This window comes from Pantoea sp. JGM49, from assembly GCF_018257655.1.
GTDB classification, from domain to species: Bacteria; Pseudomonadota; Gammaproteobacteria; order Enterobacterales; family Enterobacteriaceae; genus Pantoea; species Pantoea communis.
Genome location: NZ_JAERJM010000002.1, coordinates 547,873 through 564,066, shown reverse-complemented (window position 1 = coordinate 564,066; position 16,194 = coordinate 547,873). Strand labels below are relative to the sequence as shown.

The window sequence follows — 16,194 nt, the reverse complement described above, 5'->3', positions numbered from 1 at the left end:
CCAGGCTGGCCGATGATGAGTAATTAGCCGTGACGACGTTCGAAGTCGATCATGAACTCAGTCAGGGCTTTCACTCCTTCCAGCGGCATCGCATTGTAGATCGACGCACGCATACCGCCAACCACGCGGTGTCCTTTCAGTGCATGCAGGCCTGCCTGCAGAGACTCGTCCAGAAACACTTTGTCCAGCGCGGCATCAGCCAGCTGGAACGGCACGTTCATACGTGAACGGTTCGCAGCGGCAACATCGTTACGGTAGAAGCTGCTGTTATCAATGACGCCATAGAGCAGGTCTGCTTTCGCCTGATTGACCTTATCCATCTCAGCAACACCGCCCTTCTCTTTCAGCCATTTGAATACCAGACCAGAGAGGTACCAGGCAAAAGTCGGCGGTGTGTTGAACATGGATTCGTTTTCAGCCAGCACCTTGTAATCAAGGATAGACGGCACATAACGCTGCGCTTTGCCCAGCAGATCCTCTCGCACCACCACCAGCGTTAATCCCGCTGGACCGATGTTTTTCTGTGCGCCCGCGTAGATCACACCGTAACGGCTGACATCGATTGGGCGAGACATAATGGTTGAAGAAAGATCAGCTACCACGACTTTGTCACCAAAGTCAGGCTCTTCATCGATAGCAATACCATCAATGGTTTCATTCGGGCAGAAATGCACATAGGCGGCATCATCGTTCAACTGCCATTCACGCATTGGTAACAAAGCACGCTTACCGTCAAGCGTGGTTTTGACGTCGATGGTGTTCGGGGTGCAATATTTTTCAGCTTCTTTAATCGCGCTGTGTGCCCAGTAGCCGCCATCAATATAGTCAGCGGATTTAGCATCACCCAGCAGGTTACCTGGAATAGCCGCGAACTGCGCTCGCGCGCCACCATGGCAGAATAAAACTTTGTAGTTCGATGGGATCTTCAGCAGATCGCGAAAATCCTGTTCTGCGGCTTCAGCGACAGCAATGAACTCTTTACTGCGATGGCTGATCTCCATTACAGAGGTGCCTAATCCGTGCCAGTTTGTCAGTTCTTGTTCTGCACGACGGAGCACTTCTACCGGCAGCATCGCTGGGCCGGAGCTAAAATTATAAACCTGCGTCATTTCCCCTCACCACTGTCATATCGAACGGTTATGAATACCGTATCGGTTTTATCATTGCCTCCGAATGGCTGCAATCATTAATCCGATAGCGATCACAATTCCGGGGCGGGCTCCACCGCAGCTTATGTCATAAATGCAATAAGCCACGGAATTTTGTGAGGGAGATTCCCGATGTAAAATCAGAATGCTGCCAGGTGATGAAATAGCCATGACAATACCGCGATAAATTTAGACCACTGAATAGCGAAGCAGGCGCAAAACCCGTATCATTGCGCGCTTTACGCCCACCCCATCGACTTGAGAGAGCGCCAACATGACGCAAACGTTTATTCCAGGAAAAGACGCCGCACTGGAAGACTCCATCGCACGTTTCCAGCACAAACTACAGGACCTGGGCTTCAACATTGAAGAAGCCTCCTGGCTGAACCCGGTTCCACACGTCTGGTCTGTGCATATCCGCGATCGCGACTGCCCGCTGTGCTTTACCAATGGTAAAGGTGCCAGTAAGAAAGCGGCATTGGCTTCGGCGTTAGGCGAATATTTTGAGCGTCTCTCAACCAACTACTTCTTCGCCGATTTCTGGCTCGGTCAGTCCATCGCCAACGGCGATTTCGTTCACTACCCGAATGAGAAGTGGTTCCCATTGACCGACGATGACAGTTTACCAGCAGGGATTCTGGATGCGCGTCTGCAGAAATTTTACGATCCAGAAGATAGTCTGAGCGCCTCAGATCTGATTGACCTGCAGTCAGGTAATGTTGACCGTGGTATCTGCGGCCTGCCATTTACTCGTCAATCCGACCAGCAGACGGTGTACATCCCGATGAACATCATCGGCAACCTGTATGTTTCTAACGGCATGTCTGCCGGTAACACCGCGAATGAAGCGCGTGTACAAGGCCTGTCTGAAGTCTTTGAGCGCCACATCAAAAACCGCATTATCGCTGAGTCAATTAGCCTGCCAGAAATTCCTGCTGAAGTGATGCAGCGTTACCCCGGCGTGATTGAGGCGATTGAACGTCTGGAAGCCGAAGGTTTCCCGATCTTCTCCTACGATGCTTCACTGGGCGGCAAGTACCCGGTTATCTGCGTAGTGTTGTTTAACCCGGCCAACGGCACTTGCTTTGCTTCATTCGGCGCGCACCCTGACTTTGGTGTGGCATTGGAACGTACCGTTACTGAACTGCTCCAGGGCCGTGGGCTGAAAGACCTGGATGTCTTCACCCCACCGACCTTTGATGATGAAGAAGTGGCTGAACACGCCAACCTGGAAACCCACTTTATCGATTCCAGTGGTTTAATCTCCTGGGACATGTTCAAAGATGATGCGGATTATCCTTTCGTCGACTGGAGTTTCTCAGGCAGCACGCACGAAGAGTTTGATACGCTGATGGCTATCTTCCGCGCGGAAGATCAAGAGGTTTACATCGCGGATTATGAGCATCTGGGCGTTTACGCCTGCCGTATCATCGTACCGGGCATGTCAGATATTTATCCGGCAGAAGACCTGTTATTGGCCAACAACAGCATGGGCGCGCCGCTGCGTGAAACGTTGCTGGCGCTGCCAGCCAGTGAGTGGGAACCGGAGGCGTATCTGAACCTCATCGAGCAGTTGGATGAAGAAGGTCATGACGACTTCACTCGCGTCCGTGAGCTGCTGGGTCTGGCGTCAGGTAAAGACAATGGCTGGTACACCCTACGTATTGGCGAGCTGAAAGCCATGCTGGCACTGGCGGGCGGAGATTTGGATCAGGCTCTGATCTGGACGGAATGGACCATGGAGTTCAACCAGTCAATCTTCAGCCCTGAACGCGCCAACTATTACCGTTGCCTGCAAACCCTACTGTTGCTCGCCATGGAAGAAGAACGCGATCCTCTGCAATATCATCGTGCCTTTGTGCGGATGTATGGCGAAGCCGCCGTTGATGCCGCTTCTGCAGCGATCAGCGGTGAAGCGCCATTCTACGGCTTGCAGGCAGTGGACCTCGATCTCAAAGCCTTCCCGGCTCATCAGGCCCTGCTGGCCGCCTATGAAAAACTGCAGGCAGCAAAGCGCAACTACTGGTCGAAGTAATATTCACGAGCGCTTAGCGCGATATTTTTGCTAACGTTGAGAATGGCACTGATTAATCCCGGTGCCATTTTTTTTGCCTCAAATTGTCATACTCAACATTGAATATTGGTAATTAACAATTCAGTTTCATTGATTAAACTGAATTAACATTAAGTCAATTTCAAAGACCCTTCATTAAACTTATTTTGCATAAATTAAAAATTTTTTAGTTGTTATAATTCAAATTGTTACATGCAAATTCCTTAGCTTAACGCCTCGCTTATCCCGTGCCTCCCTGCCATTTATGATCCACATCAATTCCTGACCTATACTCCTTTGTTAGTATCTTTACAGACAATTTCAGGAGAGCGTTAGTGTGAAAGCTGACAACCCTTTTAATGCATTATTACCCGCGGCCATGGCGAAAGTTGCTGAAGATGCCGGCGTCTATAAAGCCACTAAACATCCTTTAACCACCTTCTTCTTAGCCATCACTGCTGGCGTATTTATTTCTATCGCATTTGTTTTCTACATTACTGCCACCACCGGTAGTGGCGCGATGCCCTATGGTATTGCGAAACTGATTGGCGGTATCTGCTTCTCTCTGGGTTTGATGCTGGTTGTGGTATGTGGCGCGGACCTTTTCACTTCGACGGTTTTGATTGTGGTGGCGAAAGCCAGCGGGCGCATCACCTGGATGCAACTCGGTCGTCATTGGCTGAATGTCTATATCGGTAACCTGTTTGGTGCGCTGTTCTTTGTCGCGCTGATTTGGTTAGCAGGTGAACATATGGTTGCCAACGGTGCGTGGGGGTTGAACGTCCTGCAAACCGCCGATCACAAAATGCATCACACGTTTATTGAGGCCGTTAGCCTCGGCACACTGGCTAATCTGATGGTTTGCCTGGCCGTATGGATGAGTTACTCCGGCCGCAGTCTGTTTGACAAAATGTTTGCCATGATATTGCCGGTCGGGATGTTCGTTGCCAGCGGATTTGAGCACAGCATCGCCAACATGTTTTTAATCCCTATGGCCATTGTCATTCGCGACTTCGCCAGCCCGGAATTCTGGCAACTGGCCGGCTCCAGCGCCGCACAGTTCCCCTCTCTCAGCGTTGGCGACTTTATTGTTAACAACCTTATTCCCGTGACAATCGGCAACATTATCGGCGGCGGATTGTTAGTCGGTTTGACCTATTGGGTCATCTATCTTCGTGGTGATGAGCCGGTTCACTAAGCAATTGATACGGGCGTGCTCAAGGGCACGTCATCGTCAGAGTCTCCCTAAATAAGGCAGGTATATCATGTCCGAACTTAACGAAAAAATGGCGTCAGCCTGGGAAGGATTTAGCGCCGGCGAATGGCAGAACGGTGTCAACGTCCGTGACTTTATCCAGAAAAACTACACCCCCTATGAAGGTGACGAATCTTTCCTCGCAGGCGCCACACCCGCCACCACTAAACTGTGGGACAGCGTGCTGGAAGGTATAAAGATTGAGAACCGCACCCATGCACCGGTTGATTTCGATACCGACCTGGCTTCTACCATCACGTCACATGATGCGGGTTATATCAATAAATCGCTGGAGACCATCGTAGGTCTGCAGACTGAAGCTCCACTAAAACGCGCCATTATCCCGTTTGGCGGCATCAAAATGGTCGAGGGCTCTTGTAAGGTTTATGGCCGTGAACTCGACCCAGCGCTGAAAAAAGTCTTCACCGACTATCGTAAAACTCATAACCAGGGTGTGTTCGATGTCTATACCCCTGATATTTTGCGCTGCCGTAAATCCGGTGTCTTAACCGGTCTGCCAGATGCTTATGGTCGTGGTCGTATCATCGGTGACTATCGCCGCGTGGCGCTGTACGGCATTGATTATCTGATGAAAGATAAAGTGGCGCAGTTCAATTCACTGCAAAGCGATATGGAAAATGGTGTCAATCTTGAAGCCACCATCCGCCTGCGTGAAGAAATCTCCGAGCAACACCGTGCGCTTGGCCAGATTAAAGAAATGGCGGCCAAATACGGCTCTGATATTTCTCTGCCCGCTACCACAGCGCAAGAGGCTGTACAGTGGACCTACTTCGGCTATCTGGCCGCGGTGAAATCACAGAACGGCGCCGCGATGTCATTTGGTCGCGTATCCACCTTCCTCGATGTTTATATCGACCGTGATATTAAAGCGGGCAAACTGACTGAAGAAGGCGCGCAGGAGTTAATTGACCACCTGGTGATGAAACTGCGTATGGTACGTTTCCTGCGCACTCCAGAATATGACGAACTGTTCTCAGGTGACCCAATCTGGGCAACCGAGTCTCTGGCCGGTATGGGTGTCGATGGCCGTACTTTAGTCACCAAAAGTACCTTCCGCTTCCTGAATACCTTGTACACCATGGGCCCATCACCGGAACCTAACATGACCATTCTGTGGTCAGAGAAGCTGCCGGTTAACTTTAAGAAATATGCGGCCAAAGTCTCTATCGATACGTCTTCATTGCAGTATGAGAATGACGATCTGATGCGTCCTGACTTTGATAACGATGACTACGCGATCGCCTGCTGTGTGAGCCCAATGATTGTCGGCAAACAGATGCAGTTCTTCGGCGCCCGCGCCAACCTCGCTAAAACACTGCTGTATGCAATCAACGGTGGCGTGGACGAAAAACTGAAAATGCAGGTTGGCCCGAAAGAAGCGCCAATCACTGATGAAATTCTGGATTTCGACACGGTGATGGCACGTCTGGATCACTTCATGGATTGGCTGGCTAAACAGTATGTCACTTCATTGAATATCATCCATTACATGCATGATAAGTACAGCTATGAAGCTTCACTGATGGCGCTGCATGACCGTGACGTCTATCGCACCATGGCGTGTGGTATCGCAGGCTTGTCAGTGGCGGCGGATTCCCTGTCTGCCATTAAATATGCCAAAGTAAAAGCCGTGCGTGATGCGGATGGTCTGGCCGTAGATTTCGAGATTGAAGGCGAGTATCCGCAGTTTGGTAACAACGATTCACGCGTCGATGATATGGCGTGTGACCTGGTTGAACGTTTCATGAAGAAAATTCAGAAACTGCAAACCTATCGTAATGCAGTACCTACCCAGTCGGTGCTGACCATCACCTCTAACGTGGTGTACGGTAAGAAAACCGGTAACACCCCTGATGGTCGTCGTGCAGGTGCGCCATTCGGTCCAGGTGCTAACCCTATGCACGGTCGCGATCAGAAAGGTGCCGTTGCCTCACTGACCTCTGTTGCCAAACTGCCGTTTGCTTACGCGAAAGATGGTATTTCCTATACCTTCTCCATCGTGCCAAATGCACTGGGTAAAGATGACAACGTGCGTAAAACCAACCTTGCGGGCCTGATGGATGGTTACTTCCACCATGAAGCCAATATCGAGGGCGGTCAGCACCTTAACGTCAACGTAATGAACCGTGAGATGCTGCTGGATGCGATGGAACATCCGGAGAAATATCCACAGCTGACCATTCGTGTTTCCGGTTATGCTGTGCGCTTTAACTCGCTGACCAAAGAGCAGCAGCAGGATGTGATTACCCGTACGTTCACTCAGTCCCTGTAATCCTCCCTGAAATGTAAAGGCTCCTGCGGGAGCCTTTTCTCCACAAGTCTGTTTTGCCAGTTTGCTTTCGCTGGCAGCCTGGCAAAATCGACTTTAATCCAAGAGCACAACACAGATTGTGCCGCCTGTTGTTAAGGCTAACCCGGAGAATACATCGCAATGTCAACCATCGGTCGTATCCACTCATTCGAATCCTGCGGCACCGTTGACGGTCCCGGCATCCGTTTTATCACCTTCTTTCAGGGCTGCCTGATGCGCTGCCTCTACTGCCATAATCGCGATACCTGGGACACGCATGGAGGTAAAGAAGTCACGGTGGATGACCTGATGAAAGATGCACTGTCGTATCGTCACTTTATGAATGCCTCTGGCGGAGGAGTAACGGCATCAGGTGGGGAAGCGATCTTACAAGCCGAGTTTGTGCGTGATTGGTTCCGTGCCTGTAAGGCAGAAGGCATTCACACCTGCCTGGATACCAACGGCTTTGTACGTCGTTACGATCCAGTGATCGACGAACTGCTGGATGCCACCGATCTGGTGATGCTCGACCTAAAACAAATCAATGATGATGTGCACCAGATTCTGGTTGGCGTCTCTAATCATCGCACCCTCGATTTCGCGCGCTATCTGCAGAAGAAAGGCAAACGTACCTGGATTCGCTTTGTCGTGGTGCCTGGCTATTCCGATGATGATGACTCTGCCCATCGCCTCGGCGAATTTACGAAGGATATGGAGAACGTCGAGAAGATTGAGCTGCTACCCTACCATGAACTGGGCAAGCACAAATGGATTGCCATGGGTGAAGAGTACAAGCTGGATGGGGTAAAACCACCCAATAAAGAGACCATGGAACGGGTCAAAAGTATTCTGACAGGATATGGTCACGAAGTGATGTTCTGACAAAAAAGGGAGCTTAACGCTCCCTTTTTTCATTTGTTCATTCAGATATTATGCATGTGCAATTGGCGTGGCATGCTGGTCAGCTTTACGCAGCAGCATCACCAGATAGACCAGCGCCACAGCGGCTATCATCACAAACAGCAAACGGTCAGAGTAATTCTGCATCAGCATTGATGTCATGCCCGGCCCGACCAAACTGCCAATGGTGTAGCTGAACAGCAGCGCCTGATTCATCGCAACCAGTTCATGGTGCGCAACGGTTTCACATGCCCATGACATCGCCACTGGATAGAGCGTGAAGCCAGCCAGCCCCAGCACAAACAGCGCAGGCGCCATGGCAGTATCGCCCAACATGGCAATCGCCCCTAAAATGACCACAAACACCTGAACGCGCAACACCATCAGGCGCCCAAAGCGGTCGGCAAGACGTCCCACTGGCCATTGACCGACGATGCCTGAACTCACCAGCAACGCCATCCAGTAACCGACGTTAGCATCACTCATTCCCCGATGGGACAGATATAGCGGCATCAGTCCATACAGTGAGCCCAATACAATACCGGAAATAATGCAGCCGTTAATGCCCAGACGTGAGCTGCGACGGCGCAACATGGTCCAGATGCGACCGGTAGAAGCCTCTTCAGTCGCGGAGCTGGCATTAACACGCAGGAAGACCACCGGCAGCACGGCACAGACGATCAGCGCGGTAACCCATGGGATCACCTGCAGGAGCTCAGTCGAAACGCGACTCACCAGCAACTGACCCGCTACCGTGCCGAGATAGTAGATGATCATATAGGCAGCCAACAGTTGACCGCGATTACGCACTGTACCGCTGCACAGCAACGCACTCTCCACCACCACCCAAATCAGCGCACAGCCGACACCCGCGACAAAACGCAGTGCAGTCCAGCTGTAGAAGCCTTCTAACAACACCATTCCCATGGTTGCGACGGCAAACAGGGCGCTGGCCAGATAGAAACAGCGATTAAAGCCATAGCGGTTGATTAACCAGCCCGCCAGCAATGTCCCCAGCAGATTCCCGGTGTAATAGGCTGAGCTGGCCATACCCACCTGCCATGTCGGCAGTTGATCGTGAGTAAGCCAAAGCGGTACCAGCGTATTAAGCACAGCAATAGACACCGTCATGAGCATTAAGCCGCAGAGCAGCAACACGACGGGGCGTGACCAGGTAGACATAGGGATTAAAAACCAAAGAAATGGAGATAATTGCGCGCAGTTTGCCATTCGCTTTTTTAAAGTCAACGGGCAAAAAATCACCACAGCACAATTTGCTGCTGAACAATTTATTATTTTTATCTTCAGCAGCTTAGAGGAGATATATCATCATCACAACACATCGCTATCTTCATGAATTTATGGATTTTAGTGTTTTGAGAGACTCTGCTGACGATGACGTTTATTTCTGATTAATTCTTACTAAAAAATAATCGCTCGCTCCTGAAAATAAAAAACCCGGCATTGCCGGGTTTGACTATCAGAAAGCTGGGGTTAACCAATGATTTCCAATCCGCCCATATAGGGACGCAGCACTTCTGGTACTTCGATACGGCCGTCAGCCTGCTGGTAGTTTTCCAGCACCGCCACCAATGTACGTCCAACTGCCAGGCCTGAACCGTTCAGCGTATGCACCAGGCGAGGCTTCTTGTCGGTTTTACTGCGGCAGCGAGCCTGCATGCGACGCGCCTGGAAATCCCACATGTTGGAACAAGAAGAGATCTCACGATAGGTATCCTGCGCCGGCAGCCACACTTCCAGATCGTAGGTTTTGGCGGAACCAAAGCCCATATCACCAGTACACAGCAGCACCTTACGGTACGGCAGGTTCAGCAACTGCAGGACTTTCTCAGCATGACCAACCAACTCTTCCAGTGCGTCCATTGAAGTCTCAGGCGCAACAATGTGCACCATCTCAACTTTGTCGAACTGGTGCATACGAATCAGACCACGCGTGTCGCGTCCGTAAGAACCTGCTTCAGAGCGGAAGCACGGCGTGTGCGCGGTGAGTTTGATCGGCAGATTTTCTTCTTCCACGATCTCATCACGCACCAGGTTGGTCAGCGGCACTTCCGCCGTCGGGATCAGTGCGTAGTTGCTGCTGCCCGCTTCTTCACCCAAAGGCTTGGTGTGGAACAAGTCTTCACCAAACTTAGGTAATTGGCCCGTACCAAACAGCGTCTCATGGTTGACCAGATACGGCACGTAGGTTTCCAGATAACCGTGCTGTTGAGTGTGCAGATCAATCATGAACTGGCTGAGCGCACGATGCAGGCGAGCGATCTGCCCCTGCATCACGATGAAACGTGAACCGGTCAGTTTCACTGCAGCGGCAAAATCCAGCCCTTTAACGGCTTCACCCAGCTCAACGTGGTCTTTTACCGGGAAATCGAACTGGCGCGGCTGGCCCCAGCGGCTGACTTCCTGATTCTCGCTATCGTCTTTACCCAGCGGCACTTCATCGACCGGCAGGTTAGGCAGCGAAAGGGCAAAATCGCGGATGGTGTTTTGCAGTGTATCCAGCTCAACCTTCGCCGCATCCAGGCGTTCGCCTAGCACGTTCACTTCCTGACGCAGTGGCTCGATGTCTTCCCCACGCGCTTTGGCCTGACCGATGGATTTGGATCGGGAGTTACGCTCTGCCTGCAGATTTTCAGTTTCTACCTGCAGTACTTTACGACGCTCTTCGAGCGAACGCAGCGTTTCCACATCCAGTTTGAATCCTCGGCGTGCCAGTTTTTCAGCGACTGCGTCTGGCTCATTACGCAGCAGATTGGGATCGAGCATGCTTATCCTGTGTAATTAAGGTTGGTTGAACGAATGAAGGGATGCATCCCACTGGAATGCATTGAAATACTTGCTCACCTTACCGTAAGGCGTTTATCAGCGGTAGCGTTTTATCGGGCTATTTTGATCCTGTTCAGCCAACCAGGCGAGTTTTTCGCCGATTTTCCCTTCAAGCCCCCGATTGGTGGGTTGATAGTAGCGCGTTTGCGCCATTTCAGGTGGGAAGAACACCTCTCCGGCAGCGTAAGCATTGGGTTCGTCATGTGCATAACGATACTCTTTGCCCAGCCCCATCTCTTTCATTAATTTGGTGGGCGCATTGCGCAGGTGCTCTGGCACATCATAATCCGGGAATTCTCGTGCGTCGCGCATGGCCGCCTTGAACGCCGTGTAAACCGCATTACTTTTGGGCGCGCAGGCCAGATAGACGATCGCCTGTGCGATGGCGCGCTCACCTTCTGCAGGCCCGACGCGAGTGAAACAGTCCCACGCTGAGATAGCGACCTGCATGCCGCGCGGATCGGCATTGCCCACATCTTCAGAAGCGATCGCCAGTAAACGGCGTGCAACATATAACGGGTCGCCGCCGGCTGTAATAATGCGGGCATACCAATACAGGGCGGCATCTGGCGCCGAACCGCGCACGGATTTATGCAGCGCCGAAATCAGATCGTAGAAACGATCGCCTTTATTATCAAAACGCGCCGCCCTTTCTCCCGAGACTTCATTCAGCAGCTGTGGCGTCAGCTCACGCTGACCTTGCGCGTTGCTCTCTGCCATATCCGCCATCATTTCCAGCGTATTCAGCGCACGACGTGCATCGCCGTTAACCAACTCAGCAATCATGCGCCGGGTGTTTTCTGGGAGCAGAATGTCGCTGTTACCGTAACCCCGCGCACTATCCTCCATCGCCTGGGTGAGCACCTGTTCAATATCTTCCGTGGTGAGCGATTTCAGCAGATAGACACGAGCACGCGATAGCAGTGCCGAGTTGAGTTCAAACGATGGATTCTCGGTGGTCGCACCGATAAAGGTAATGGTGCCATCTTCAATATGGGGCAGGAATGCATCCTGCTGGCTTTTATTAAAACGATGAACCTCATCCACAAACAGGATGGTACGGCGGCCCAGTTGACGATTCTGCCGCGCGCGCTCGATGGCTTCACGGATCTCTTTCACGCCGGATGTCACGGCAGAAATTCGCTCGACATCCGCCTTGCCATAGTGCGCAATGATCTCTGCCAGTGTTGTTTTCCCTGTTCCTGGCGGCCCCCACAAAATCATTGAGTGCAAATGCCCGGCTTCAATCGCGCGCGGCAGCGGTTTACCCGCCGCCAGCAGATGCTGTTGCCCGATATACTGCTGCAATGTGCCTGGCCGCATACGCGCGGCCAGCGGCTGGAACTCATTTGAAGAGGCGAAATCCAGGGACAGGTTACTCACCGCGACCTCACTGACGTTGATCGTCCACCGTTACCCCTTTTGGCGGTGTAAAGGTGAACTTATCTGGGCTAATCGCACCGTTTTTCTGGCTCTTCAGCTGATAATCACTGTGTTGACCATCTTGCTCAATCGCACTGAATTTGTTGATGGTGCCGGATGCAGAGACGTTGATGGTGAATTGCTTCAGGTTGCCATCGCTGCTTTTTGGCGTCAGTTCGAAATTATCACCCTGCTGCTTGATGTTGTACTGCTGCCAGTCGCTTGGCTGATTTCGGGCAATCAGCATGAATGGCGTATTGCTGGTGGCGTTCTGCAGCAGGCTAACGCTGGCTTGCTCGACGAACGGATTATAGAACCACAGGTTTTTACCGTCGGAGATAATCACGCTTTCGTCTGGCGCGGTCATATGCCAGTTGAATAAGCTTGGGCGTTTAACCCACAGCTCACCTTCACCATCCTGTACATTTGCACCGCTGCCATCTGTCACTTTCTGGCTAAAGCTGGCATGGAAGCTGTTCACTTTGTTCAGACGCTGCTGCAAATCGCTCGACGCATCCGCCAATACCGACGAAGAAACAAAACCGGCCAGCAGGCCGCAGGCAATAACGCGTAATTTCATCTGATTCGATTCCTTATTCATGGTTTCCCGACACTTACTGCATTAAACGTAGTTGCCGCTCTGTCTGTTCGATAGAAGAAAAAGCCGAAAGCTCCCAACGATATGGGGATCGTTCTGCAGATAAACAACGGGCCAGTGTTAACTGGCCCAGAAGTAAGTCATGGCGTGCGCTAGATTACATCTCATGCGGCGGCGGTGATAGCACCTCGCGGTTACCATTATGGCCCGGTTCAGAGACAATACCCTGCGCTTCCATCTGTTCAATGATGCGCGCTGCACGGTTGTAACCAATACGGAACTGACGCTGAACCCCGGAGATAGAGGCGCGACGTTTCTCGACCACAAATGAGACCGCCTGATCGAACAGCGGATCAAGCTCTTCATCACCATCAAGACCGCCCGCTGTGCTCTCGCTCTCTTCACCCGCGGTAATGCTGTCGATGTATTGCGGACGTCCACGTGCTTTCCAGTCCTGCACCACCGCATGCACTTCCTGATCGCGCACGAAGGCGCCGTGGACACGCACCGGCATTGAGGAGTTAGGCGGCATGTACAGCATGTCACCCATCCCCAGCAGTGATTCCGCGCCGCCTTGATCAAGAATAGTACGTGAGTCAATTTTACTGGACACCGTAAAGGCGATACGCGTTGGGATGTTGGCTTTGATCAAGCCGGTAATCACATCCACCGACGGACGCTGGGTTGCCAGCACCAGGTGAATACCCGCCGCACGCGCTTTCTGTGCCAGGCGAGCAATCAACTCTTCAACTTTCTTGCCCACCGCCATCATCAGATCGGCGAATTCATCGACCAACACCACGATATACGGCAGTTTTTCCAGCACTGGCGGCGTAGTGTCCATGCTGTCACCCGGCTTCCAGAACGGGTCTGGAATTGGACGCCCCATGGCAGCAGCCTGCTCAATTTTCTCGTTGTAACCGGCAAGATTACGCACGCCTAGCGCAGACATCAGTTTATAGCGGCGTTCCATCTCACCCACACTCCAGCGCAGCGCGTTCGCTGCATCTTTCATGTCGGTGACCACCTCAGTCAGCAAATGCGGAATGCCTTCGTAGACGGAGAGCTCCAGCATTTTCGGGTCGATCATGATAAAGCGCACTTCTTCTGGTGTGGCTTTATACAGCATGCTGATGATCATGGTGTTCACACCAACCGACTTACCGGAACCGGTCGTACCGGCAACCAGCAGATGCGGCATCTTCGCCAGATCGGCCACCACCGGCTGGCCCGAAATGTCTTTACCCAGCACCACTGACAACGGTGACGGGTTATCACGGAACTTGTCGCAATCCAGCACTTCGCGCAGATACACGGTTTGGCGATGTTTGTTCGGTAATTCCAGGCCGACGTAAGGTTTGCCTGGAATCACTTCCACCACACGCACCGCGACGGCAGAGAGCGAACGGGCCAAATCGCGCGACAGGTTAGAGATACGTGCGGCTTTCACGCCAGGAGCGAGATCCAGCTCAAAGCGGGTGATAACCGGGCCAGGCGAGATGCCCACCACCTCAGCTTTCACACGATAATCGGCCAGACGCGCTTCAACCAGACGTGCTGTCTGCTCAAGCGCGAACATATCCACCGGTTCCTCTTCCGAAGGTGGAGAGGTCAGCAAATCAAGCGTCGGCAGCGGCGTAGAAGGCTTTTCCAGCGGACGTTCATGACGAACCAGGAACGGATGGAACAGGCTATCTTGCGCAGGTGCGACCGGTTGAGGCGCTTCTGCTGGCGCAGCATAGCTTTCGGTCTCGGGTGATGACCATGGACTATTGTGCTCATTCAGCGATGGCATGGCTTCCGGCTGCGGTGCTGCAGGTTGTTGCCACTGCGCAGGTGCTTCAGATTGCGGTGCGGCAGGCTGCTGCCACTGCGAAGGCGCTTCAGGTTGCGGTGCGACAGGCTGCTGCCATTGCGCAGGCGCTTCCGGCTCAGGCGTGGCAGCGATGGTAAACAATGGCTCGCTTGGGCCGTCATCAACCAAATCTTTCATCGGCGAAAAATCAAAGGCTGATGAAGTATCAAGGTTAAATACTGGACCTTCATTGGTATCAGATTGCTGATAGCGTTGTTGCTGCTGAGCGGCAAACTGATTAGCCAACTGCGCCTGATGTAAAGCCTCTTCATCTTCTTCGACTTGATGCTGTCCGGTCTCTGCATAGCGCTGCTGTTGCTGAGACGCAAACGCTTCACGCAGTTGGGCTTCCTGCAACGCGGCATCCTCTTCATGATCCTGTAACGGTTCATGATAGGTCGCGGTCATTTCAGGCAGTTGCTGTTCAGCTTCTTCGCGCGCTTTGTCTTCAGCCATACGCTGTGACGGCAACTTAATGCCGTAAGAAGCCAGTTCACGACGTGTTGGCAGTTTAACTTTGTTCGGACGCGGCAATTCAGGGCCAATACCCTGCTTCACCTGCGGGTTGTAATCGCGCTCCGGCACCACATCGAAAGCGGGTGTATACGCAGAAGCCGTTTTCGCTGCAGCTGCCCCCACTGCTGCGGCTGCCGCAGTGTTCAGAGAAGCAGATGATTGAGCGGCATCCTGCCAGTTCCCCATGCGTGGCCCTTCATCGTCATCAACGGGTGAAAACGCTGAAGGTGCAGGTTCGCCCGGAACTTCAAAGCGATACAGCGGCGGTGCGGGTTGAATAACCGGTTCAGGCGCAGGCGGTACCGCAACAGGTGCTTCTGCCGCTCGCACTTCCGGGGTATGAACAACAGGTGCCGCTTCGGCTGGTGCATTGAACACGGGGGAAGGCACAACTGGCGCCTGGTGTGCTGCTTCGGCGGTCACAGCAATGGCTGCAGCTGTCGCGGCACTGGCTTTGGCTAGCAGAGGATCATCCGGCAGCTGTTCGGCGATAGGCTCAGCCACCTTACGCGGCTTAGCCAGTAGAACGTCATCATCGTCATCATGCGATTGCGCAGCAAGCAGTTGAGGCGCAGCATGTTCGGCATGCTCTTCCTCTTCTTCGTACTCATCTTCTTCCTGCCAGGGTTCGTCATGACGAGAGCGGTTGCTGGCGAAGGTCAGCACGCCCATCACCACGCTCCCGATTTTTTCGGCGATCGTCAGCCACGACCAGCCTGTGTACAGGGTTATGCCTGCCGCCCAGACGCAGATCAGCGTTAAAGTACCGCCGGCAGAACTAAACCAGGGTGCCATCGCATTACTGACGAGGCTGCCAATCACACCGCCCGAAGCAAAGTACCAGATGTCATCGACGTTCAGCGCGGCTAAACCACAAGTGGTCACCACCAGCGCCAGCACGCCAATCAGGCGTAAGCCCACCGCAAAGTAATCGATGTAATCCTGGCGATCGCGCTGACGGAATGTAATCCAGCACAAACCAATGATGACCGGAGGTATGGCATACGCCATCACGCCGAAAATGAATAAGAGCGTATCCGCCAGCCATGCGCCGACACTACCACCCAAATTATGGATCGGTTCATGCCAGGCGGTCTGAGACCAGCTGGGATCGGAAGGGTTGAAGCTAACCAGCGACACCATCAAATAGATGGCGAACAGGGCCACAAGGATGAGCAACGCTTCCAGCAGCCTGCGTCCACTGCTCAGCGGTTGTAACGAAACGTCTTTATCTTCTGTATATTCCTGGCTCAAGAGAACTCTCCAGGTGCCTGTAAATTAAGAAGGCA

The 16,194-nt window shown here is 52.6% G+C and carries 11 protein-coding genes; 5 read left to right on the top strand and 6 right to left on the bottom strand.

What is annotated here, in order from left to right; genetic code table 11:
• Nucleotides 1-23: 23 nt before the first annotated feature.
• Nucleotides 24-1,109: a 3-phosphoserine/phosphohydroxythreonine transaminase gene (gene serC, locus JK231_RS05745; protein ID WP_200570792.1), complete on the bottom strand. Its 1,086-nt coding sequence runs from the start codon at nucleotides 1,107-1,109 to the stop codon at nucleotides 24-26.
• Between the two features lie 313 nt (nucleotides 1,110-1,422).
• Here serC and ycaO point away from each other — a divergent pair, with 313 nt between their 5' ends.
• From ycaO to pflA, 4 genes are all read left to right on the top strand, one after another.
• Nucleotides 1,423-3,183, top strand: a complete 1,761-nt coding sequence (gene ycaO / locus JK231_RS05740) for a 30S ribosomal protein S12 methylthiotransferase accessory factor YcaO (protein WP_211728164.1) — start codon at nucleotides 1,423-1,425, stop codon at nucleotides 3,181-3,183.
• Between the two features lie 355 nt (nucleotides 3,184-3,538).
• Nucleotides 3,539-4,399: a formate transporter FocA gene (gene focA / locus JK231_RS05735; protein ID WP_034820596.1), complete on the top strand. Its 861-nt coding sequence runs from the start codon at nucleotides 3,539-3,541 to the stop codon at nucleotides 4,397-4,399.
• A gap of 67 nt (nucleotides 4,400-4,466) precedes the next feature.
• Nucleotides 4,467-6,749: a formate C-acetyltransferase gene (pflB, locus tag JK231_RS05730; RefSeq protein ID WP_097119328.1), complete on the top strand. Its 2,283-nt coding sequence runs from the start codon at nucleotides 4,467-4,469 to the stop codon at nucleotides 6,747-6,749.
• A gap of 159 nt (nucleotides 6,750-6,908) precedes the next feature.
• On the top strand, nucleotides 6,909-7,649 hold the full coding sequence (pflA, locus tag JK231_RS05725; RefSeq protein WP_211728163.1) for a pyruvate formate lyase 1-activating protein: 741 nt from the start codon (nucleotides 6,909-6,911) through the stop codon (nucleotides 7,647-7,649).
• Nucleotides 7,650-7,697: 48 nt separating this feature from the next.
• Here the strand turns inward: pflA and JK231_RS05720 are convergent, their stop codons facing one another.
• Nucleotides 7,698-8,849, bottom strand: coding sequence for an MFS transporter (locus JK231_RS05720; protein ID WP_058961785.1), 1,152 nt, complete (start codon nucleotides 8,847-8,849; stop codon nucleotides 7,698-7,700).
• Between JK231_RS05720 and JK231_RS05715 the strand changes: the two genes are divergently transcribed.
• Nucleotides 8,797-9,024 (top strand): hypothetical protein, encoded by a 228-nt coding sequence (locus JK231_RS05715; RefSeq protein WP_211728209.1) that lies wholly within the window; start codon nucleotides 8,797-8,799, stop codon nucleotides 9,022-9,024. The genes JK231_RS05720 and JK231_RS05715 overlap by 53 nt on opposite strands.
• Nucleotides 9,025-9,161: 137 nt before the next feature.
• Here the strand turns inward: JK231_RS05715 and serS are convergent, their stop codons facing one another.
• From serS to JK231_RS05695, 4 genes are all read right to left on the bottom strand, one after another.
• Nucleotides 9,162-10,454, bottom strand: a complete 1,293-nt coding sequence (gene serS / locus JK231_RS05710) for a serine--tRNA ligase (RefSeq protein WP_058961786.1) — start codon at nucleotides 10,452-10,454, stop codon at nucleotides 9,162-9,164.
• Between the two features lie 96 nt (nucleotides 10,455-10,550).
• Nucleotides 10,551-11,897 carry a replication-associated recombination protein A gene (locus JK231_RS05705; RefSeq protein ID WP_097119330.1) on the bottom strand — a complete coding sequence of 449 codons (1,347 nt, stop codon included), beginning with the start codon at nucleotides 11,895-11,897 and terminating at the stop codon, nucleotides 10,551-10,553.
• 7 nt (nucleotides 11,898-11,904) lie between these two features.
• On the bottom strand, nucleotides 11,905-12,516 hold the full coding sequence (lolA, locus tag JK231_RS05700) for an outer membrane lipoprotein chaperone LolA (RefSeq protein WP_034820613.1): 612 nt from the start codon (nucleotides 12,514-12,516) through the stop codon (nucleotides 11,905-11,907).
• Nucleotides 12,517-12,691: 175 nt separating this feature from the next.
• The gene (locus JK231_RS05695) at nucleotides 12,692-16,159 is read right to left on the bottom strand and encodes a DNA translocase FtsK 4TM domain-containing protein (RefSeq protein ID WP_211728162.1); all 3,468 of its coding nucleotides are present in this window, start codon (nucleotides 16,157-16,159) and stop codon (nucleotides 12,692-12,694) included.
• Nucleotides 16,160-16,194 lie beyond the last annotated feature (35 nt).